This is a genomic window from Devosia sp. (genome assembly GCF_017744655.1).
In the GTDB taxonomy this organism is placed as follows: Bacteria; Pseudomonadota; Alphaproteobacteria; order Rhizobiales; family Devosiaceae; genus Devosia.
Genome location: NZ_JAGIAW010000007.1, coordinates 347,569 through 368,209 on the forward strand (window position 1 = coordinate 347,569; position 20,641 = coordinate 368,209).

24 protein-coding genes are annotated in these 20,641 nt (G+C 61.9%); 12 read left to right on the top strand and 12 right to left on the bottom strand.

What is annotated here, in order from left to right:
- Positions 1 to 86: 86 nt before the first annotated feature.
- The 3 genes from J7557_RS15415 to J7557_RS15425 all read right to left on the bottom strand — a co-directional run bounded on the left by J7557_RS15415 (position 87) and on the right by J7557_RS15425 (position 2,977).
- Positions 87 to 1,385: an outer membrane beta-barrel protein gene (locus tag J7557_RS15415; RefSeq protein ID WP_291420928.1), complete on the bottom strand. Its 1,299-nt coding sequence runs from the start codon at positions 1,383 to 1,385 to the stop codon at positions 87 to 89.
- Between the two features lie 118 nt (positions 1,386 to 1,503).
- On the bottom strand, positions 1,504 to 1,953 hold the full coding sequence (locus J7557_RS15420) for an NfeD family protein (RefSeq protein ID WP_291420929.1): 450 nt from the start codon (positions 1,951 to 1,953) through the stop codon (positions 1,504 to 1,506).
- 10 nt (positions 1,954 to 1,963) lie between these two features.
- Positions 1,964 to 2,977, bottom strand: coding sequence for an SPFH domain-containing protein (locus J7557_RS15425; RefSeq protein WP_291420930.1), 1,014 nt, complete (start codon positions 2,975 to 2,977; stop codon positions 1,964 to 1,966).
- A gap of 157 nt (positions 2,978 to 3,134) precedes the next feature.
- Here J7557_RS15425 and eda point away from each other — a divergent pair, with 157 nt between their 5' ends.
- From eda to J7557_RS15450, 5 genes are all read left to right on the top strand, one after another.
- On the top strand, positions 3,135 to 3,770 hold the full coding sequence (eda, locus tag J7557_RS15430) for a bifunctional 4-hydroxy-2-oxoglutarate aldolase/2-dehydro-3-deoxy-phosphogluconate aldolase (RefSeq protein WP_291420931.1): 636 nt from the start codon (positions 3,135 to 3,137) through the stop codon (positions 3,768 to 3,770).
- A 25-nt stretch (positions 3,771 to 3,795) separates the two neighbouring features.
- On the top strand, positions 3,796 to 4,164 hold the full coding sequence (locus J7557_RS15435) for a winged helix-turn-helix domain-containing protein (protein ID WP_291420932.1): 369 nt from the start codon (positions 3,796 to 3,798) through the stop codon (positions 4,162 to 4,164).
- A 68-nt stretch (positions 4,165 to 4,232) separates the two neighbouring features.
- Positions 4,233 to 4,961, top strand: a complete 729-nt coding sequence (modA, locus tag J7557_RS15440) for a molybdate ABC transporter substrate-binding protein (protein WP_291420933.1) — start codon at positions 4,233 to 4,235, stop codon at positions 4,959 to 4,961.
- Positions 4,958 to 5,641, top strand: coding sequence for a molybdate ABC transporter permease subunit (modB, locus tag J7557_RS15445; RefSeq protein WP_291420934.1), 684 nt, complete (start codon positions 4,958 to 4,960; stop codon positions 5,639 to 5,641). Before modA ends, modB begins: the two co-directional genes overlap by 4 nt.
- Before the next feature lie 178 nt (positions 5,642 to 5,819).
- Positions 5,820 to 6,995 carry an alpha-hydroxy acid oxidase gene (locus J7557_RS15450; protein ID WP_291420971.1) on the top strand — a complete coding sequence of 392 codons (1,176 nt, stop codon included), beginning with the start codon at positions 5,820 to 5,822 and terminating at the stop codon, positions 6,993 to 6,995.
- Here J7557_RS15450 and J7557_RS15455 read toward each other — a convergent pair.
- Positions 6,992 to 7,486 (bottom strand): PleD family two-component system response regulator, encoded by a 495-nt coding sequence (locus tag J7557_RS15455; RefSeq protein ID WP_291420935.1) that lies wholly within the window; start codon positions 7,484 to 7,486, stop codon positions 6,992 to 6,994. The genes J7557_RS15450 and J7557_RS15455 overlap by 4 nt on opposite strands.
- A gap of 195 nt (positions 7,487 to 7,681) precedes the next feature.
- Here J7557_RS15455 and ykgO point away from each other — a divergent pair, with 195 nt between their 5' ends.
- The gene (gene ykgO / locus J7557_RS15460) at positions 7,682 to 7,807 is read left to right on the top strand and encodes a type B 50S ribosomal protein L36 (protein ID WP_035086881.1); all 126 of its coding nucleotides are present in this window, start codon (positions 7,682 to 7,684) and stop codon (positions 7,805 to 7,807) included.
- Between the two features lie 160 nt (positions 7,808 to 7,967).
- Here ykgO and J7557_RS15465 read toward each other — a convergent pair whose 3' ends face one another.
- Positions 7,968 to 9,506: a UxaA family hydrolase gene (locus J7557_RS15465; protein ID WP_291420972.1), complete on the bottom strand. Its 1,539-nt coding sequence runs from the start codon at positions 9,504 to 9,506 to the stop codon at positions 7,968 to 7,970.
- A gap of 150 nt (positions 9,507 to 9,656) precedes the next feature.
- Here J7557_RS15465 and J7557_RS15470 point away from each other — a divergent pair, with 150 nt between their 5' ends.
- The 4 genes from J7557_RS15470 (at position 9,657) to J7557_RS15485 (ending at position 12,674) form a co-directional block, all read left to right on the top strand.
- Complete coding sequence (locus J7557_RS15470) at positions 9,657 to 10,376, top strand: GntR family transcriptional regulator (protein ID WP_291420936.1); 720 nt, start codon at positions 9,657 to 9,659, stop codon at positions 10,374 to 10,376.
- 30 nt (positions 10,377 to 10,406) lie between these two features.
- Positions 10,407 to 10,841: an RbsD/FucU domain-containing protein gene (locus tag J7557_RS15475; protein WP_291420937.1), complete on the top strand. Its 435-nt coding sequence runs from the start codon at positions 10,407 to 10,409 to the stop codon at positions 10,839 to 10,841.
- An 88-nt stretch (positions 10,842 to 10,929) separates the two neighbouring features.
- A complete protein-coding gene (locus J7557_RS15480) occupies positions 10,930 to 11,781 on the top strand; it encodes a fumarylacetoacetate hydrolase family protein (RefSeq protein ID WP_291420938.1) in 852 nt (283 codons plus the stop codon).
- 137 nt (positions 11,782 to 11,918) lie between these two features.
- On the top strand, positions 11,919 to 12,674 hold the full coding sequence (locus J7557_RS15485) for a hypothetical protein (protein WP_291420939.1): 756 nt from the start codon (positions 11,919 to 11,921) through the stop codon (positions 12,672 to 12,674).
- Positions 12,675 to 12,682: 8 nt separating this feature from the next.
- Here the strand turns inward: J7557_RS15485 and J7557_RS15490 are convergent, their stop codons facing one another.
- A complete protein-coding gene (locus J7557_RS15490; RefSeq protein ID WP_291420940.1) occupies positions 12,683 to 13,558 on the bottom strand; it encodes a cytochrome c in 876 nt (291 codons plus the stop codon).
- Between the two features lie 67 nt (positions 13,559 to 13,625).
- Entirely contained in the window at positions 13,626 to 14,567 is a 942-nt protein-coding gene (locus J7557_RS15495) for a PfkB family carbohydrate kinase (RefSeq protein WP_291420941.1), read from the bottom strand.
- A 170-nt stretch (positions 14,568 to 14,737) separates the two neighbouring features.
- On the opposite strand from J7557_RS15495, the gene J7557_RS15500 reads away from it, so the two are divergent.
- On the top strand, positions 14,738 to 15,844 hold the full coding sequence (locus tag J7557_RS15500; RefSeq protein WP_291420942.1) for a TRAP transporter substrate-binding protein: 1,107 nt from the start codon (positions 14,738 to 14,740) through the stop codon (positions 15,842 to 15,844).
- A gap of 54 nt (positions 15,845 to 15,898) precedes the next feature.
- Here J7557_RS15500 and J7557_RS15505 read toward each other — a convergent pair whose 3' ends face one another.
- From J7557_RS15505 to J7557_RS15520, 4 genes are all read right to left on the bottom strand, one after another.
- Entirely contained in the window at positions 15,899 to 16,261 is a 363-nt protein-coding gene (locus tag J7557_RS15505; RefSeq protein ID WP_291420943.1) for an endonuclease domain-containing protein, read from the bottom strand.
- Positions 16,262 to 16,337: 76 nt separating this feature from the next.
- Positions 16,338 to 17,828 (bottom strand): TRAP transporter large permease subunit, encoded by a 1,491-nt coding sequence (locus J7557_RS15510; protein ID WP_291420944.1) that lies wholly within the window; start codon positions 17,826 to 17,828, stop codon positions 16,338 to 16,340.
- Positions 17,825 to 18,430 carry a TRAP transporter small permease subunit gene (locus J7557_RS15515; RefSeq protein WP_291420945.1) on the bottom strand — a complete coding sequence of 202 codons (606 nt, stop codon included), beginning with the start codon at positions 18,428 to 18,430 and terminating at the stop codon, positions 17,825 to 17,827. The genes J7557_RS15510 and J7557_RS15515 overlap by 4 nt, the downstream gene beginning before the upstream one ends.
- Positions 18,431 to 18,548: 118 nt before the next feature.
- Positions 18,549 to 18,929 (bottom strand): RidA family protein, encoded by a 381-nt coding sequence (locus tag J7557_RS15520; protein WP_291420973.1) that lies wholly within the window; start codon positions 18,927 to 18,929, stop codon positions 18,549 to 18,551.
- 127 nt (positions 18,930 to 19,056) lie between these two features.
- On the opposite strand from J7557_RS15520, the gene J7557_RS15525 reads away from it, so the two are divergent.
- Complete coding sequence (locus J7557_RS15525; protein ID WP_291420946.1) at positions 19,057 to 19,611, top strand: hypothetical protein; 555 nt, start codon at positions 19,057 to 19,059, stop codon at positions 19,609 to 19,611.
- Here the strand turns inward: J7557_RS15525 and J7557_RS15530 are convergent.
- Entirely contained in the window at positions 19,608 to 20,636 is a 1,029-nt protein-coding gene (locus J7557_RS15530; protein WP_291420947.1) for a DUF3298 domain-containing protein, read from the bottom strand. The genes J7557_RS15525 and J7557_RS15530 overlap by 4 nt on opposite strands.
- Positions 20,637 to 20,641 lie beyond the last annotated feature (5 nt).

A 20,641-nucleotide genomic window follows, 5' to 3' on the forward strand; every position in this document is an offset into this window, starting at 1 on the left:
AAAGCGGGAATCTCAATCTTGGCGTAAAACAGGGATTCCCGCTTCCGCGGGAATGACGCCGGGCGAGGGGGAGCCTCCCTCTTTCCCTAGCGTGCGATCGTGACGCCCAGGCTCACCTGATGGGTCTGGGTGTTGCCGTTGGAATTGTCGGTATTGCCGTAGCCGTAATCGGCATTCAGGCTCGTATGGGCGTTGAAGACATAGTCGGCACCAGCCCCGAGCCCGAGGCGGCGCTCGGTGGTGCCGGTGCCGACGAGTTCGGAATTGCTCCAATTGGCCGAGGCGCGCAGGCGCAGCCATGTATTGACCGTATACTGGGCATTGGTGAAGGCGGTATATTGGATGCGGGCATTGCCCGGATTGTCGGCGCCGGCCGGGGCGAGTGCGGTTTCGAGCCCGGCGGTCAGTTTCACCGTTGAATCGGGCGTGTAGCTGACTTCTGCCCCATAGAGCTGGGCGCGAATGGCGCCGAGCGTCGCTTCATCGAAGACGCGTTCGCCAATGCCCACCGAGGCGCTGGCCGACCAGATGTTGTTCCACTTGCCGGCAATGCCGGCGCGCAGCGAACGATTGGTGGCGTTGGGATAGGTGCCGAGGCTGGCCGTCGGCACATCGAAAATATCGCGCTGCACTTCGCCTTCCCCGAATACCTCGAAGATGGGTGTGATCTGGTAGCCGAGCCGGAGATTGGCGCTGGCGGCCCAATAGTTCTGTTCGGCATTGTCGGTTAGGCCGGTATCGGTGCGGTCGGTTGGGCCATAGACGGTGCGGTCGATGCCCGCGCCGACGCCGACATTGAACTTGCCGAACTGGCGGGTAACGCCGAATTCGGCGCCGCCTGTGAAAATCTGCGGCGGGGTGATGATCGAGGGCGAGAGTCCGGCCGTGCCCGGCAGGTCCTGGCTGAGGCCGATATTGGCGGAGACCGAGGCTGTGGTGACCGAATCGATCGGCGCGGAGCCCGAAATGGTCAGGCTACCAGAGGCGAGGGTCGGCAAATCCTGGCCGCCGGTCTTGGCTATATCAGCACTGCCATCGACCACTATGGTGGCGATGCCGCCGGCATGGGTATAGGTGAAGCGCGGCAGGAAATGGGTGACGAAACTGCCTGTACCATTGGAATTGAGATAGGTGCCGCGCAGGCCCACCGACCAGTCGAGCGGCGCGGTTTCGCTGGTTTCCGGGCCAATGGCGAATTCGGGCGGGACCGGCTGGGCGGGGTAGACGCCCGGCCGCAGACGGGCATTGGAAAGCGTGGGATCGGAGGCGGTCTGGGGGCGCGGCGCGGCAATGCCGCCGGTGGTCGTTTCATCGACCGGTTCGGTTGCGAGCAGTGCAGGCGCAGCAAAAGCCGTGCCGGCCATGAGGCCGGCAACCAGGCCCAAGGCCAGGCTCCTGATATGCTGCGACAAAGGCAAATCGCGCTCCGAAAAACCGGGGGCAAAGAGGGCGCCCCGCGCGCGATCCTTTCAGCTTATGGTTAACGAATACTTGCCTTCTGTCTCAAATTGCCTCGACCAGCAGCACGGCGCCTTCGCTGCCGGTGATGCGAATGCGCTGCCCCGCGGGCAGATCGGGCCCGGAAATGCGCCAGATCGTATCGCCTAGGGTCAGACGGCCGAAGCCCCCGGCAATGGGTTGCTCGAGCACGGCTTCGTGGCCGACAAAGCTGTCGGCGCGGCGATTGAGATAGGGTCGGTCGGACTGGCTGGGACGGCTGCGGCTCCAGCGCGTCCAGAGGACGATGGCGACGAGGGCCAGCACACCGAACATCAGCCACTGATAGGGCCAGGCGATGGGCTCGAACAGCACGACAAGCCCGGTTATGAGCCCCGCGATACCCAGCCACAGGAGATAGCCGCCCGGCACGAAGAGTTCGAGCGCGAGAAGGATGAGCCCGGCAATGATCCAGGCCCATGGGGCATTGGCGGCAAGAAACGCGATGAGCGCCATGGTGCCTCGCCTAGAACTGGTCGGGTTCGCGCGGCGGCTGGCCGGCGGTGGGCGGACGCGAAGCCGGGCGGGCCGGGGGTGTAGGGGCGCTGCCGCCAAAGGTTTCGCGGGCGATTTCGGCAATGCCGCCAATGGCACCGATGACGCTCGACGCTTCGACTGGCAGCATCAGCACCTTCTGGTTGGGCGAGGTCGCGAGCTTGCCCAGGGCCTCGATATAGTTGTTGGCGACGAAGTAGTTGATCGCCTGCACATTGCCCGAGGCGATGGCGTCGGACACGAGTTGGGTGGCCTTGGCTTCGGCTTCGGCCGACCGTTCGCGGGCCTCGGCATCGCGGAAGGCGGCTTCGCGGCGGCCTTCTGCTTCGAGCACTTGAGCCTGCTTTTCGCCTTCCGCCTTGAGGATGGCGGCCTGACGACGGCCTTCGGCTTCCAGAATCGTGGCGCGCTTTTCGCGCTCGGCCTTCATCTGCCGGCCCATGGAATCGACGAGATCCTTGGGCGGGTCGATGTCCTTGATTTCGATACGGGTGATTTTCACGCCCCAGGGCGATACTGCCGTATCGACGACGCGCAGCAGGCGTTCGTTGATTTCGTCGCGGTGGCTCAGGAGTTCATCGAGATCCATCGAGCCCATGACCGTACGGATATTGGTCATGGTCAGGTTGAGAATGGCATTCTCGAGATTGGAGACTTCGTAGGCGGCGGCGGCCGCATCGAGGATCTGGTAGAAGGTGACGCCATTGGCGGTGATGGAAGCATTGTCGCGGGTGATGACTTCCTGGTGGGGGACGTCGAGCACCTGCTCCATGACATTGATCTTCTTGCCGATCGTGTCGATGAAGGGAATGATGAGGTTAAGGCCCGGCTTGAGCGTGCGGGTATATTTGCCAAAACGCTCGACAGTATAATTGTAGCCCTGCGGAATGGTCTTGGCGCCGGCGAACAGAACCAGAATGAGCAGGATGCCGAGGCCGATCAGCGTGACGCTGAGGCCGTCGAGAGTGAAGCTGTCGAATTGCATGATGCGATCTCCTCTTGCGGGCCTTCGCAATATTTACGGTCGCCCAGCGACATAGGCAACCTTGCGTGGTTTTTTTGCGCAATGGCGCTTGCAGGAGCGGGGCCTTGGGCCTAACCCTTCGGCGAACCTTTCCTTTGCTTTTCTGGAAGTGATGCCCATGCCGCAGGACGCAAACGCCATTCGTTCCATTCTCTCGCTGGCGCCCGTCGTGCCCGTTATCATTCTCGATGATGTGTCCCAGGCGCGGCCGCTGGCCGAGGCGCTGGTGGCCGGTGGCCTGCCGGTGCTGGAAGTGACTTTGCGCACGCCCAATGCGCTGAAGGTCATGGAAGAAATGGCCAAGGTGACCGGTGCAATCGTTGGTTCGGGCACGGTGCGGCACGCAGCGCATATGAAGGCTTCGGTCGATGCCGGTTGCCGCTTCATGGTATCGCCGGGCGCTTCGCCGCGTCTGCTCGATGCGGCCGACGACGTCGCCATTCCTCTTTTGCCCGGTATCGGCACCCCGACCGAAGCCATGGCGGCGGCCGAGCGTGGCTACTCGTTCCTCAAATTCTTCCCGGCCGAAGCGCTGGGTGGCGCGCCGGTGCTGAAAGCCTTTGCGTCGCCGCTGCCCGATATCACCTTCTGCCCGACCGGCGGCATCGATCCGGCCAAGGCCAAGACCTATCTGAGCCTCCCCAATGTCATCTGCGTGGGCGGCAGTTGGATCATGCCGGCCGATGCGCTGGCAAGCGGCGATTTTGCCCGTATTGAGGCGCTGGCCAAGGAAGCGAGCGCACTGCGCGGCTAAGTCATTCGGGGGCTCGGGTTTTCGCATGAACAAGCCTTCGCCCCCTTCCGGCCTCGGCCATCTCCGCATTGTCCTCACGGACAAGGCCTATGTCGGGCCCGGCCGGGCCGACCTGCTTGAAGGCATCGCTCGGACAGGTTCCATTTCCGCTGCCGGCAAGGAAATGGGCATGAGCTATAAGCGGGCCTGGAGCCTGGTGCAGGCGCTCAACGAGGGGTTCGGAAAACCGCTGGTCGAAACCGCCCGTGGTGGAGCGGCGCAGGGTGGCGCGTCGCTTACCCCGCTCGGGGAAGATGTGCTGGCACGTTATCGCGCCATGGAGAAGGCGACGGAAGCCGCTATCGCCAATGACGTCAAAGCCCTGAGGGCAGTGGTTTCCGATATTTCCACATGAACATATCGCTTGCGAAAGCGAGGCCTTTCCTCCATCGATATGGCCACCCAAACATATCGGAGGCTTCTGTGTCCCGCCTGCTGCTTTCCCTTGCCCTTGTGGCCATGAGTTCCGTCCCGGCCTTTGCCGAAACCGTCAATGTCGCCGTCGCCGCCAATTTCACTGCCGTGGCGGAAGAGCTCGCCGAAATCTTTGAGGCCAAGGGCGAGCATCAGGTCGAGCTGAGCTTTGGGGCCACCGGCCAGCTCTATACCCAGATCACCCAGGCTGCCCCTTTTGGCGTTTTCCTTGCGGCTGACGATACGCGTCCGCAGAAGGCGATCGACGAGGGTTTTGGCGTCGAAGGCACTGCCTTTGTCTATGCCGAGGGCCGGTTGGCGCTCTATGCGCCGGGGCGTGACGTGACCGATGGCGAGGCAGCGCTCAAGGGCGACTATAACAAGCTCGCCATTGCCGATCCGGAAGCGGCCCCCTATGGCAAGGCGGCGATTGAAACCTTGACCGCACTCGGTCTGCTTGAAACGCTGACGCCGAAACTTGTGCAGGGTGAGAACATTTCCCAGACGCTGCAATTCGTCGAAAGCGGCAATGCCGAACTGGGTTTTGTCGCGGCAAGCCAGGTGCTCGGCAAGGCCGACCAGTGGCTGGTGCCGGCTGAGCTGCATGAGCCGATCGCGCAGGGCGCGGTGCTGCTCAAGACCGGCGAGAACAATCCGGCTGCCGTCGCTTTCCTTGACTTCCTCAAGTCCGACGAAGCCGTTTCGGTGATCGAAGCGTCAGGCTATTCGGTACCATGATCGGTGGCGACCCGCTGCTTTCCGCAGTTCTGCTGACGCTGGCGCTGGCCGCCAGCGTCACGGTGGTCCTGCTGGTGGTCGGGTCGCCTCTTGCCTGGTGGCTGGCGCGCAGCCAATGGCGCGGCAAGGAGGCGGTGGGAGCTGTCGTCTCCCTTCCGTTGGTGCTGCCGCCAACCGTGCTCGGTTTTTATCTTCTTCTCGCGCTCGGGCCCAATGGCCCGGGCGGCGCTCTTGCCGGGCTGTGGGGCGCGCGGACCCTTGCCTTTTCCTTTGGCGGTCTCGTTATCGGCGCCGCCATTGCCTCGCTCCCCTTCATGGTACAGCCGCTGCGCAATGCCTTTGCCGCTATCGATACCGAGGTGATGGAGGTGGCCGATACGCTGGGCGCCTCACCGAGACAGCGATTTTTGCGCGTGACGCTGCCGCTCGCCATGCCCGGCTATCTCGTCGGTGCCATCATGGCCTTTGCTCATACTATGGGCGAATTCGGCGTGGTGCTGATGATCGGGGGCAATATTCCGGGCCAGACCAAGGTGCTGTCCATCGCCATCTACGATTTTGTCGAGCGACTGGAATGGGAGAAGGCGCATGTGGTGGCCGGGAGCATGGTGGTCTTCGCGTTCCTGGTGATTTTTTCGACGCTGATGATCGGCAGGCGATCGACGGCGCCGGTGGGGTGATTTGAGGGTGGCTCTCGGTCTTCAATGCTGCGCCATTCGCGCATAGCGCTCATGGCCTTCTCGGCTCAAATCGCGCCACCGGCGCGATTTGCCCTGCGGGACGCCTCAAAGTTGACGACTAACATGTTAGTTGCTAGGGCAGGTCGAACGCGCTTTTGGAGCCTCGGCCATGACCGCCATCGACAAGATTCTCACCGTTGACGAAATGATGCGGGTGGCGCGCCGGCGCGTGCCAAAAATGTTCTTCGAATATGCCGATAGTGGCTCCTATACGGAGGGCACCTATCGCGAGAACGAGAGCGATTTTAACAAGATCAAGCTCAACCAGAAGGTGGCGGTCAATCTTGAGGGTCGTAACCTCAAGACGAAAATGCTGGGCAAGGAAATCACCATGCCCGTGGCCATCGCGCCGGCTGCGACCGGCGGCATGCAGACGGCCGATGGGGAGATCAAGGCGGCAAAGGCTGCTGAAAAGTTCGGCATTCCCTTTTCGCTCTCGACCATGAGCGTGTGTTCGATCGAGGACATTGCCGAGAACACCACGGCGCCGTTCTGGTTCCAGCTCTATGTGATGCGCGACCGCGACTTCATCAATCGCCTGATCGACCGCGCCAAGGCGGCCAAGTGCTCGGCGCTGGTGCTGACGATGGACCTGCAGATCCTCGGGCAGCGCCACAAGGACATCAAGAATGGCCTGTCGACGCCGCCAAAATTCACGCCCTACTCGATCTGGCAGATGATGCAACACCCGCTCTGGTGCGCCCGCATGCTGGGGACCAAGCGGCACACCTTCCGCAATATTGTCGGCCATGTCAGCGGCGATCACGATCTTGCTTCGCTCTCGGCATGGACGGCGAGCCAGTTCGATCCGACGCTCAATTGGGGGGACGTACGCTGGATCAAGGAGCGCTTTGGCGGTCCGGTGATCGTCAAGGGCGTGCTCGATGTCGATGACGCGCAGGCGGCGGTCGACAACGGCGCTGATGCGATCGTTGTTTCCAACCATGGCGGTCGTCAGCTTGATGGCGCGCCTTCGACCATCCGGGTTCTGCCCGAGATCGTCGACAAGGTCGGCCGCCAGACGGAAGTCTATCTCGATAGCGGCATTCGCATGGGCCAGGACGTCATCAAGGCGCTGGCCTATGGCGCCAAGGCGACCTTTATCGGCCGGCCGATGCTCTATGGTCTCGGGGCTGGCGGGGAAGCGGGCGTGACGCGCGTGCTCGAAATCATCCGCAAGGAGCTCGACACCACAATGGCTCTGTGCGGCGAGCGCGACATTCTCAATGTCGGCCTGCACAATATCTATTCGAACGACATTCCGCCGCGTAGCGCGCCGAAGGCTGGCGCTTAAGTTTCCGTTTCCGAGATTGTGCGCTGATCCTCGATGCCGGCGGTGAGCTTGCGCCGCCGTCGGTCGGGGCCGGCATAGTCGGGGGCATCGATGAATTCGCGCGGCATGATGTCGAGGCCGGCAATGCGCTTTTGCAGATCGGTGGCCGAGAAAGGCTTCTTCAGAAATTCGCTGACCCCGGCATCGCGCGCTTCGGCGATGCGGGTTATGTCCGGTGCTGCCGACATCATGATGACAGCTGTCGTGCGGTTGGGGCTTTCGATATCGGTCCGCATCTGGCGGACCAGTTCGACGGCGTCCGGCTGGCCCATCATATCATCGAGGATGATCAGGCTATAGGAGCGGCTGTCTAGGACAGCTTTCAGTTCGCGCGGGTTCGTGATTTCCAGGACCATGCGATGGCCGAGGCCACGCACCATGGCAGCGATCAGCGAAGCCATGTTCTCTACCGGATCGGCGACGACGACGCCGTGCTTGACTATTTTGTCCATTCCCAGCCCCCTGGAACCGGCAAAAACTCTAGCCTATCAAGGCTGACCTGCCGGTTAACGGGGGCGAGGGATGGCCGGAGTCGAAAGGGGTAAAACTCTTTGTCGGGCGCGTTGACAGACCGGAGGCTTTTCCCTATGAAGAGCGCAGTTTTTGGGCGCTCTGGCGCCCCTTTTATTTGACCAGGGAATAAGACGATGAAGATCACCAACTCGCTGAAGGCGTTGATGACGCGCCACCGCGCGAACAAGCTCGTCCGCCGTCGCGGGCGCGTCTACATCATCAACAAGGTGGACAAGCGCTTCAAGGCCCGCCAGGGCTGAGAACCGGTTCACGGTTTGATTTCATAGGGCCTGCACTCCGGTGCGGGCCCTGTTGCTTTTTGGGGGCTGCGCCAATTTGCTGTTCCGAGCCTAGCGTGTACCCCCATCCCCTCCAGGCTAAGGGAAGAAGATGAGGGCGAGGTGCCGCCAGCGGCGCTTCCTACATCACCGCCCCAACCTGCCAGGGCACGAACTCATTGTCGCCATAGCCAAGCTTTTCCGACTTGGTCTCTTCGCCCGAGGCGACGCGCAGCATGAGATCGAAGATCTCCTGCCCCTTGTCCTCGATGGAAACACCCTCGACGATATCCCCGCAATTGACGTCCATATCGTCGGTCATGCGGCCATAAAGCTCTGAATTGGTCGCCAGCTTAATGGAAGGCACCGGCTTGCAGCCATAGGCAGAGCCACGCCCCGTCGTGAACGCCAGAATATTAGCGCCACCCGCCACCTGCCCCGTCGCCGAAACCGGGTCGAAGCCGGGCGTGTCCATGAACACAAAGCCCTTTTCGGTCACCGGCTCGGCATATTCATAGACCGCTGTCAGCGGCGAGGTACCGCCCTTGGCCGCCGCACCCAGCGACTTTTCCAAAATCGTGGTCAGCCCGCCCGCCTTGTTCCCCGGCGACGGGTTGTTATTCATCTCGCCGCCATTGCGATGGGTATAATCCTCCCACCACTTGATGCGCGAAATCAGCTTTTCGCCGACTTCACGATTGACGGCGCGGCGGGTAAGTAGATGCTCGGCCCCATAAATCTCTGGCGTTTCCGACAGGATCGCCGTGCCGCCATTGCGCACCAGAATATCGGCGGCAACACCCAGCGCCGGATTGGCCGTAATCCCAGAATAGCCATCGGAACCACCGCATTGCAGCGCCAGTGTCAGTTCCGAAGCCGGAATGGTCTCGCGCCGCGCCTTGGCGGCGATCGGCAGCATTTCCTTGATTTTTTCGACACCCCATTCGATCATCTTGGCCGTGCCGCCAATCTCCTGGATGGTCATGGTGCGGAACGTATCCGTCTCGGTCATCCCATAGGATTGCTTCATGCGCTCGATCTGGAACACTTCGCAGCCGAGGCCCACCAGCAGCGCCGCCCCAAGATTGGGATTGGCCGTGTAGCCCCACTGCGTCCGCCGCAGGATCTGATAGCCCTCGCCCTGATTGTCCATGGCGCAGCCCGTGCCATGGACGAAGGGAATGATGCCGTCGATCTCGGGATAGTCGTCGAGCACACCCGAATTATTGATCGCCTGCGCCATGAATTTTGCGACCGTGGCCGAGCAATTCACCGAGGTGAGAATGCCGATATAGTTTCGCGTGCCCACCTTGCCATTGGAGCGGCGATAACCCTGAAACGTCGCCTGCTGCGTGCCTGTAAGAAACTCGACCGGCACCACACCCTCGGCAAAAGCATAATCATGCTCCAGCGAGCCATCCGGCCCGCCCATGCCGCAATTGTGCTCATGCACCCAGTCGCCGGCCGGAATGCCTTCCTTGGCAAAACCGATAATCTGCCCGAACTTGACCACCGCTTCGCCGGCCGCAATGGGCCTTGTGGCAAATTTGTGCCCGCGCGGCACGCGGCGAACGATGGAAACGCCCTGCGCCGTTTCGGCGCCGATATCGAGATTGGCCAGCGCCACGGCGATATTGTCGGCGCTGTTGAGCGTCAGTGTCTTGCCCTGCGGGCGGGTCATGGTCTCGGACATCGGCGTCATTCCGGTGGTATGAGGTCTCAACTCGTGCTTTACGCCGTTCCGCATCGCAGTCAGATTGGGGCCATTGCGGTACGGCTGCACACTAACTAACATGTTAGCATGAACAACCATACAAGTTCCTACTCTTTTTTGACACGGCCCCCGACCCTCGCGCGCGGCAATGTGACCGCCGAGGTCACCCAGGCCCTGCGCCAGGCCATTGTCACCCTGGCCCTGCCCCCCGGCGCGGTGCTCGACAAGTCGGCCATCTGCGCCCAGTTCGAAGTCTCGCGCTTCCCGGTCAGCGAGGCCTTTGCCCGCCTTGCCGAAGAAGGCCTCGTCGACATCGCCCCCCAGCGCGGCTCGACCGTATCGCTGGTGAAGATCGCCGATGTCCGCGAATATATGCTGATCCGCAAGGGCCTCGAAAGCGAGGCCCTGCGCGTCCTCATCGGCAAGCACGACGCCGAGGTCATAGAAGCGCTGCACGCCAATATGGCCGAGCAACGCGACGCCGCCGCCCGCGACGATGCCGAAACCTTCCACCAGATCGACGTCGCCTTCCACGACATCATCTTCCGCACCATGCGGATGACCAAGGTCAAGGCCATCATCGACAAGGCCCGCGCCAATCTCGACCGCGCCCGCCGGCTCATCATCACCCCGCGCCGCCTCGCTCTGACCATCGCCGAACATCAGGCGATTCTCGACGGCATCGTCGCTGCCGATACGCCCCAGGCCATCGCCGCCATCCGCGCCCATATCGACGCCGTCATGGTCGAGCTTTTTGCCTTCGCCCAGCAAAACCCCGGCATCTTTGCCGACGGCACCGAAACCGTGCTCGACGCCGACTATTTCCCGTTCGGCTGACGCGACAACAGACAATTCCCGGAGACCAAAATGCTGAAAAACATTCCGCCGCTGCTCGGCCCGGAACTCCTCGCCACCCTGCGCGCCATGGGCCATGGCGACGAGATCGTCATTGCCGACGCCAATTTCCCCGCTGAATTTCTTGGGCCGACCGTCCACCGCGCCGACGGCATTTCCGCCACGGACCTCCTCGAAGCGATCCTGACCGTCATGCCGCTCGACGATTTTGTCGATCAGGCCGCCATCGGCATGGCCGTCGTCGGCGATCCCCATGCCCGCCAGCCCATCTACGACGATTTCCAGACGATCATCACGCGCCACGAACCGGAAATGCGCTTTTCGACCGTCGAACGCTTCGCTTTCTACGATCGCGCCAAGAAGGCCGCTGCGGTTGTTCAGTCAGGCGAAACCCGGCTCTATGGCAATATCCTGCTCAAGAAGGGCATCATTCGTCCCAAATCGTGAGAAGCGAACGCACCAAGCGAAAGTCGCACTCGACAGACTAACATGTTAGCCTCTATCAGCGAGGCCAGAGAAAGAGGAGCTTTGCCCCATGAAACTGCTTCGCGTTGGCCCCAAAGGGTCAGAAAAGCCTGCCATCATCGCCAAGGACGGTTCCATTCGTGACCTCAGCGGCGTCGTATCGGACATTGGCGGTGCGACCCTTCTCCCCGAAGGCCTGGCAAAAATTGCAGCAACGGACATCGATCTCCTGCCCAGGCTGGACGCCTCCGAACGCATCGGCCCCTGCGTCGCGAACGTGGGCAAATTCATCTGCATCGGCCTCAACTATGCCGACCACGCCGCCGAAACCGGCGCGCCGATCCCAGCCGAGCCGATCATTTTCATGAAGGCCACGAGCGCCATCATCGGCCCCAATGACGATGTCATCATCCCCAAGAACGCCATCAAGCCGGACTGGGAAGTCGAACTCGCCGTGGTCATCGGCAAGGAAGCGCGCTACGTCGACGAGGCCGACGCCCTTGATCACGTCGCCGGCTACTGCGTCTGCAATGACGTCTCCGAGCGGCACTTCCAGACCGAGCGCGGCGGCACCTGGGACAAGGGCAAGGGCGCCGACACCTTTGGCCCCATCGGCCCCTGGATGGTCACCAAGGACGAAGTCGCCGACCCGCAGAACCTCTCTATGTGGCTTGAAGTCGACGGCCACCGCTACCAGAACGGCTCCACCAAGACGATGATCTTTGGCGTCGCCAAGGTCGTTTCCTATGTCAGCCAGTTCATGAGCCTGCAGCCCGGCGACATCATCACCACCGGCACCCCTCCGGGCGTCGGCATGGGCATCAAGCCCGAACCTGTCTGGCTCAAGCCGGGCAATGTCATGCACCTGGGCATCGAAGGCCTCGGCGAGCAGAGGCAGAACGTTAGGGCCTACACCGCCTGAACCATTTCGATCGCCTGACACCCTTCAAGACCCCGCCGACCACGCTGGGGTCTTTCGCTTCCCGCACGGCCACGCAACTACGTAGTTGTGCGGGTAGTATTCCTGCTTAAAGATAAGGGAACGTCGGGGGGCGTTCCTTGTCGAAGCTTATCCTCTTCACCAGTCTCGACAGACCGCTTTTCGATGGCGGTACCGAGCTTTTCGCATGTACCACAGACCCCATGTTGTCCCTCGCGGCGCGGCTTGGAGAACAGATCATCGTCGCGTCTATCCCGCCGTCTGCCCAGCAGGGTTATGTGGCACTCGGCATTCTCGACCGCCTGAGCGAGGATGGCGAAGGTGGAGCGCTAGTTCATATCGCCAGTCTGCGCCTTTTCCCCGAAACGCTCTCGTTCATCGACGAACCTCGGACGGATACGAGCATCGTGGAACTTTCCGAAAACGACTTCGAGCAGATTATCGCGCGGTCCCTCGGCCAGAATGAGATCGACGACGCTCCGGCCAGCGACAACTTCGTCGTCGCAATTTATCAATTCACCAACCAACTGGCGCGCCAGTATGAGCGGCGCTGCAGCTTTTCCGATGTGCCCACTGACAATGGCGTCGCCTGCATCATCCGCCCGCCCGACAGAGGCGGCAAACTGCATGTGAGCAATTTTCTGTTTCTCGACCCCGAGCCGGGGGTGCTGTTCCAGCGCTTTGCCTGGACCGCAGGCCCGCAGTTCGAAATCATCATAAACATGCACGCGATGCGGCCGGACATTGCCGACACCGTCAATCGTACGGGCCTGCTGGCGCTCAACGATGCGGTTGCGACCTGGCCTGATCGCGAAGCTCTGGCTTGGCACCGCGAGCAGTTCTTCGCCCGGCTCGGGGCCAAGGGCCGGTGGTAGCGTACTGTCTACTCCGCCATCAGATACGCCGCGACCGCATTCAGATCCTCGTCCGTCCAGAACGAGGTCGAATCCACGATCACCTCGCCCATCGCTCCGCCCAACACGTCAAAGCCCGGCGTAAACCCGTCCTTGAGCGTCTGCGCCAGGGTCGCTACGTCATAGCCTTCAGCAACCAAAGCCTCGCGCGTCAGCGCCGGAGCCCGGCCGCCCGTGCCGCCGGGCGATCCCGCAAAAGCCTGGTCCCATTCCAGAGCGCCCAAGGCATTGCGCGGCGTGTGGCAGGCAACGCAATGGCCCGGCCCCATGGCGAGATATTTGCCGCGATTGTAGACCTCGTCCTTCTCCGCCTCCGGCTCGAACCGCCGCGGCGAAAAGAACAGGTTTTTCCAGCCAGCCATGAGCAACCGCACATTGAACGGAAACTGCACGGAACTCTGCGCAGACGGCGTCGCCACGGGCTCCGTCGCCATCATCGCCGCATAGAGATCGACCACGTCCTGATCGGTCATCAGCGTATAGTTTTCATAGGGGAAAGCCGGATAAAGGTGCCCCTGCGGCCCCATGCCATTGCTGAGCGCGTCGGAAAACTGTTCTAGCGTCCAGGAGCCAATGCCTGCCTCTGGGTCCGAGGTGATGTTAGGCGGCACAAAAGTCCCGAAAGCCGTTTCGAGCCCCACCCCGCCGGCCAGCTCGGCTCCGCCATCGGCGGCATTGGTATGACAGGCAACGCAGCCCGCCAGCCGCATGACATAGTCACCGCGCGCCGCATCACCGACAAGCGTCAGGTCGCGCGCCGGCCCCTCGACGGGCTTGAGAAAATAGGCTGCAACCCCGACCCCCACCACCGCGACGACAGCCAAGGCCAACCAACGCTTCTTCATGACTGTCCCCCGGACGACGTTGGGCGATCACATCAGAGCGAGTCGAAAATCGCAATGGTATCAGTGGTCAACTGCTTGCGAGTACAGCATCGACCTGTGCACGGGTCGGCGGCTTGCACCCCTTTTCGGCGCAATTGAGCCCAGCCACCACTGCGCCAAAGCGTAGCGTCGTCTTCAACGCCGCCTCGTCCAGAGTGCCCAGCTTTCCAAGCTTCAGCGCCCCGGTTTCGTTGAGCCAGGTGAGAATGCCAGCCATCAGGCTATCGCCTGCGCCCACCGTGTCGCCAAAGACCGGCGGCGCATAAATGCCCGCCTCGGCGCTGGCGACATTGGAGAACGCCCGCGAGCCGTGCTCGCCGAGGGTGACGACCACCAGCTCGCAATTGGGCCGGTCGAGGAGTAGTTTTGCATGCTCCTCGATATCAATGCCCGGCTCCAGCCATTCGTGATCTTCTTCGGAGAGCTTTATGATGTGGGCGAGGTCGAGGAACGTCTCGAGCCTGCGGCGATAGCCGTCCTCGTCATCCACCTTACGCACATTGATGTCGAAGGAAATCGTCGCCCCGCGGCCAATGGCGGCCTTCACCACCGGCAGCCACTTTTCCGCGTCCTCTTCCAGCATCGGGGCAAAGCCGCCGATCTGATAGAGCTCAAGCGAGGGCGGCAGCGCCGCCAGCAGGCCTTCGCGCGTAAAAGCGCGATCGGCGCCGCGCTCGAACACATAGCTTGCCTGCATCTTGGCGTTAAAAGTGATCACGGCCTTGGTCGTCGGCTCCGGCACACGATCTTTCAGCAACAGCGAAACACCAGCCTCAGCCAGAGGCCTGAGCAACAACTCGCCGTATTCGTCCTGGCTGATGGGACACAGAAAGCCGGTTTCATTACCGAGCTTGGCCAGCGCAATAGCACAGTTAAAGGGCGAGCCTCCCGGCAAAGCCAGCCGTTCCGCTCCCGGCGCCGCCGATACCGGCACCAGATCGACCAGGCTTTCTCCACCGACAACGAACATGCTCTTCTCCCTCAATGTTCCGGCCTGCCCTTAGCATTTTCGGCGCCTGCCCCGCCAGTCCATCCACCCGCGTTTCCGCGTTTCGCCGCCGCTTTACTCGCTCACGCCGCCGTGTATTGTTTCAGTAAGGCTGGCAGGAGGATAGCCGGCCCCATTGAGGGAGAACCATTTTGGATCGTCGGAAATTCTTTTCCAAGGCCGGTGCCGTTGGCGCTGGCGCCGTTGCTGCGTCGGCCGGCCTCGCCATGCCGGCCATTGCCCAAAGCCAGCCCAAAATCACCTGGCGCCTGGCCTCGTCCTTCCCACCCGGCCTCGACACCATCTATGGCGGCGGCGAAACGCTGGCCAAATATGTCAGCGAAGCCTCCGACGGCAATTTCACCATCGACGTCTTCGCCGCCGGCGAACTGGTGCCTGCTTTCGAAGTGGTCGATCCGGTATCCGAAGGCTCGATCGAAATGGCTCATACCGTGGGCTACTATTTCTCGGGCAAGGACGTCGCCTGGGCCGCCATGGCCGCCATTCCCTTCTCGCTCAATGCCCGCGGCATGAGCGCCTGGTACTATTATGGCGGCGGCCTCGACATCACCAACGAGTTCCTTTCCAATTACAACATCGTCGGCTTCCCCTGCGGCAATACCGCAGCGCAGATGGGCGGCTGGTTCCGCAAGGAAATCAACTCCGTCGCCGACCTACAGGGCCTCAAAATGCGCGTCGGCTTTGCCGGCACCATCCTCTCCAAGCTCGGCGTCATCCCGACCCCCATGCCCGGCGGCGAAATCTACAATGCGCTCGAAAAAGGCACCATCGACGCGGCGGAATGGGTCGGCCCCTATGACGACGAAAAGCTCGGCTTCCAGAAGGTCGCGCCCTATTATTATTATCCCGGCTGGTGGGAAGGCGGCCCGACCGTCCACGCTCTGATCAACAAGACCAAGTTCGAAGAGCTGCCGGCCAGTTACCAGTCGCTGCTCAAGACCGCCTGCCAGGCGACCAGCGCCGACATGCTCGCCAAATACGACTATGTGAACCCCACCGCCATCAAGAAGCTGGTGGCCGCAGGCGCCCAGCTCCGCCCCTTCAGCCCGGAAATCATGGAAGCCAGTTTTAAGGCCGCCAATGAAACCTATGCTGAACTCGAAGCATCGAGCCCACACTTCAAGACCATCTGGGACTCCATCAAGGCCTTCCGCAAGGATCACTACCTCTGGAACCAGATCGCCGAACTGAACTACGACGCCTTCATGCAAAGCCAGCAGCGCGCCAACGCGCTCTAACGCAAGACCCTCAGTCTGGACTCCTCCCCCGCCTGCGGGGGGGGGGGACCGCCATCAGGCGGTGGAGGGGGGAGCCGCGCGCAGGATCGCAGCGATGACCACCGCTGGGCGCTGCTCTACCTCGTCGTCCGTGAACCGTAATACGCGGATGCCCTCGGTAGCCAGCCAAACCGTCCTGCGCTGATCGTACTCCAAACGATCCGCATGTGACGGCCCATCCACCTCGACGCAAAGCTTCGCTTTGGCGCAATAGAAGTCCAGCACATAGGGCCCGACCGGGTGCTGCCGCCGAAAATGTAGCCCCAACTGATCGCGCCGAAGCATCGCCCAAAGAGTACGCTCCGGCTGCGTCATCGCCCGCCGCAGAGTCTTTGCCCTGTCGCGTATGAAGTCCGGTGCCCGCAACCCAACCTCCACCCTCTAGCACCCCTCTCCACCGCGCGACGCGCGGTCCCCCTCTCCCGCAAGCGGGAGAGGAAAGAAGGCCGAGCCCTCAATTAAAACTCGGCGGCGGTGGAGCCTCGAACGTCGGTGCTGGCGGCGCCCCAAAGCTCGGCGGCGGCGGTGCAGTGAAGTTCGGCGTCGTTACCTCGCCGCCACCCATCGGCGGCAAGACGATCTCCACCGAATTGAGATCAACCTCCGGCCCCTTGTCGAGGAAGAAGGTCACCAGCTCCGGGAACGCGATCAAGATTCCCACGAGGATCAGTTGCAGCACCAGCCAGGGGATCGCGCCCATATAGATATCGGTCGTCTTCACCTTGTCGCGCGGCACAATGCCCCGCAGGTAAAAGAGCGCAAAACCGAACGGGGGATGCATGAAACTCGTCTGCATATTGGCGCAGATCATCACGCCGAACCACACGAGATCGATGCCCATCGAATCCGCCACCGGCGCAAGCAGCGGAATGACGATGAAGGCGATCTCGAAAAAATCGAGGAAGAAGGCCAGAATAAAGACGAAGATATTGACGAAGATCAGAAAGCCAACGACTCCGCCCGGCAGGTTCGACAGCAGTTCCTCGATCCAGTGACCGCCCCCCACGCCCTGGAACACCAGGGTAAAGACGCGCGCGCCGAGCAAAATAAAAACCACCATGGCCGTGAGGCGCATGGTGGAGACCATGCCATCCCAGGTAACCTGCCATTTGAGCCGCCCATTCATCCAGGCGAGCAGCATGGCGCCGACAACACCCATGGCCCCCGCCTCGGTCGGCGTCACCAGCCCCAAGAGGATCGTGCCCAGCACGATGAAGATCAGCGCCAGCGAGGGCACCGTGCCACGGATGATTTTCGCCCAGAGCGGCCAGCCGCGCAGCGTCCGCGCCTCGGGCGGCAGCGCCGGCACGTGTTCGGGGCGAATGATGGAGAGGATAAAGACCCAGCCCATGAACAGCAAAACCTGCACGATCGAGGCCCCGGTCGCCCCGATATACATTTCACCCGGGGAGCGCTGCAGCTGATCGGCCAGAACGATCAGCACCAGCGAAGGCGGAATGAGCTGAGTAATCGTGCCCGAAGCCGCAATCACGCCGGTCGCGTGCCGGACATTATAGCCATAGCGCATCATCACCGGCAGCGAGATCAGGCCCATGGCGATCACCGAAGCCGCCACCGTGCCGGTAATGGCCCCGAGGATCGCCCCGACGATGATCACGGCATAGGAGAGCCCGCCGCGAATGCCACCAAAGAGCTGTCCAAACCCGTCGAGCAAATCCTCCGCTAGCCCGCTCTTTTCGAGAATGACACCCATAAAGGTGAAAAAGGGAATGGCCAGCAGCAGCTCGTTCGAGAGCACGCCATAAAGTTGATAAGTGAGATTGCCGAGAAAGGTCGGGGCGATCAGCCCCAGCTCAATAGCGGCAAGCCCGCCGAAGAGCCCCACCGCCGCCAGCGAAAAGGCCGCCGGGTAGCCGATGAGCAGGAACAACACCAGGCCGCCGAAGAGGATCGGCGCCATGTTCTCGCGAATAAGATCGATCATTGGACGGGCTTCTCATAGGCAAATTCGCGGACATAGTTGGTGGTCAGCGCCAGGATGCATTTGATGATCTCGGCAATGCCCTGCAGCATCAGCACGGCAAAACCGACCGGCAGCATCAGCCGCACCGGCCAGCGCGGCAGCCCGCCCGCGGCATTGGAGGTGATGTTCTGCACCCAGGCCTGCATGAACCAGGGCCAGGTGAAATAGATCAGCAAAATGCAGAGCGGCATCAGAAAGAAGAGCCCGCCCAAAAGATCGATCCAGGTCCGTGTCCGCTCGCTCACCGCGCCATAGAGGAGGTCGACGCGCACATGCTCGTTCATCTTCAGCGTCCAGGCGCCGCCAAGCATGACCATGCCGCCGAACATGTACCAAACGCTCTCGGAGAGCACGTTGGAATAGTTGGTATAGATCCAGACCATGCCGCCGAAAACGCCGCCACCCATGCTGCGCTCGAGCGAAATCATGGCGCTGATCGAATAGCGGAATATGGCATTGAAGGCGCTGACCAAGGCAGACAACAGAACCAGCCACACCGCGACCAGTCCAACGCGACGGCTGATCTCGTCGATCACCCTCGTGACACGCAAAGCAAATGACACGCCCGACCCTCCCCGTCGTTCGTATGATCGTCACAGTTGATCGCAGTTCGCGGAAAATTTGCAAGACACGAAATGACTTGTGAGGTGCCTCTCCCGAATGCGCCCCACGCCAGACGCACTAGACGGCCGGCCGCCGTGCCACGAGATCGATCTCGACCAGTGCCCCGACGGCCAGCGCCGTCACCCCCACCGTGGTCCGCGCCGGCAATTTGCCCGGCTCGAAAAAGCTCGGCCAGAGCGCATTGAGCGCCGCATAGTCACGCTCGAAATGGGTCAGATAGATGCGCGCCATGGTGACATCGCCGAGGCCCAGGCCGACGCCGCCCAGCACCACCTTGAGATTGTCGATCACACGCCGCGTCTGCGCCTCGATGCCCTCGGGCAGCGGCGCGTCCGGCGCTGCGGGGTCGGTGGGCATCTGCCCGGTCACGAACACGAAGCCGCCCGCCTCCACCGCATGACTGAAAGGCGCCACCGGCCGCGGGCCGGAGGAGATCATATGGTGGATGAGGTCATTCATGGCGTGGTCGTCCCTTTGGCAATTGCCTCCTCAGCATGCCGAGGCCGGCTGCTCTGTCAATCGCGCTCCCGCTTGTCCTCGCCCACAGAAGGCGTAAGCTTCGTCCATGCGCCCCTTTGTCCGCCCCCTGCTTGCCGCAATGCTGCTGGCCGTGACGCCGGCCCAGATCGTGCTGGCCCAATCAAATTTTTGGAGCGAAGACGAGGAGGCGAGCTTCGACATCCTCTTCGAAAACCTCAGAATCGCGCCCGACGAAGCCACCGCCCGTGCCATTGCCGAGGAAATCTGGACACTCTGGACGGCGCCCGACGACAAGATGGTTGCCGCCCGCTTTGCCGCAATCATCAGCCAGTTCGGCCTCGGCGGTCCCGGCGCACAGATACCCCTGATCGACGCGCTGATCGCTGACTATCCGGACTATCCCGAAGGCTGGAACCTGCGCGCCACCGCAAAATTCTTCAATGGCGACTACGAGGGTTCCCTCGCCGATATCAGCGAGACCCTCGCCCGCGAGCCCCGCCACTTCGGCGCCCTCGCCGGCCGTGTCCTCATATACCACACCATGGGCCGGCGGGACGAAGCCCTGGTCGCCATCAAGGCCGCCCTTGCCGTCCACCCGTTTCTCTCCGAACGCAGCCTCTTTCCAGAACTCGCGCACTAGTAGCGGAAGAAGTCCGAATCCTCTGAGACATAGGGCGCCAGCTTTTCAAGGCTGATCCGCGCCGTCGGCGCGCCATAGGCATAGGCCGAAACTTCATAGGGCTGGAATTGCAGGATCAGCGCATAGGGATCGGAAAGGTCCCAGCGCGCGGGATCCGTGACGGCATCGGCAATGTAGCTGGTATCGTCGAGCATCAGCGCGTCGCCATGCTCGGCCTTCAGGGCTTCGACGGTCAGGTCGAGCAACCCGGCCTGCCAACGCTTGCCGGTAAAGATATCGCGTGCCGCCAGCGGCCGGTTTTCATGCACGAGGTAGTGCAGATAGGTCTTGGAGTAGTTTCCGTGCGCTGCGCCATGCCCATACCAATAGGTGCCGACATTGAGATCGACCCGGCTGCCGCTGGCCTCGGCGACGCTGATCGAATTGCTGGTATCGCTCGAACCGTCATCATTGATTTCGCCATTGGCACCAAAAACCCCCGACAGCTTCAGCGCCTCTTCCTTGACATAGGCATTGAAGGCCGCGGCAAACGGCTCAGCGGAATCGACCTGCACATAGCTCAGTTCATGCTGCGCAACAGCCCAGAAGGCATCGGCATTTTCCGCATCGGGATCGGGCATGGCGGCAAACAAGGCCCGCATATAAAAGCGCCGGCCATTGATCATTCGGCTGTCTTCGAGCGCAGAGCTGCGGCTATTGAAGACATTGATCAGGCAACGCAGACGATTCTCGTCATAGCTGCCGCTGGTCATCGGCTTGGCATCGGGCGCGCAGGCGCGCCGCGCAAAATCGAGCCAGGCCCGCTGATCGCCCCTAACATCAGCCAGGGCTGCTTCCGAAAGCCCGCCAATGGAAGTCTGATAGGTCTTGGCCAGCCGATCATCGGCCCTCGAAAGCTCGGGACTGTCGCAGATTGCGTGCTCGAAGGGCGTTGCGGCCTTGGCGCAATCGAAACTCGCCGCCACCGCCGGCAGGCTGAAGCTTGCAAAGAAAGCCATGGCGAACAGCAAGGCGAAGCGAAACATCTCTC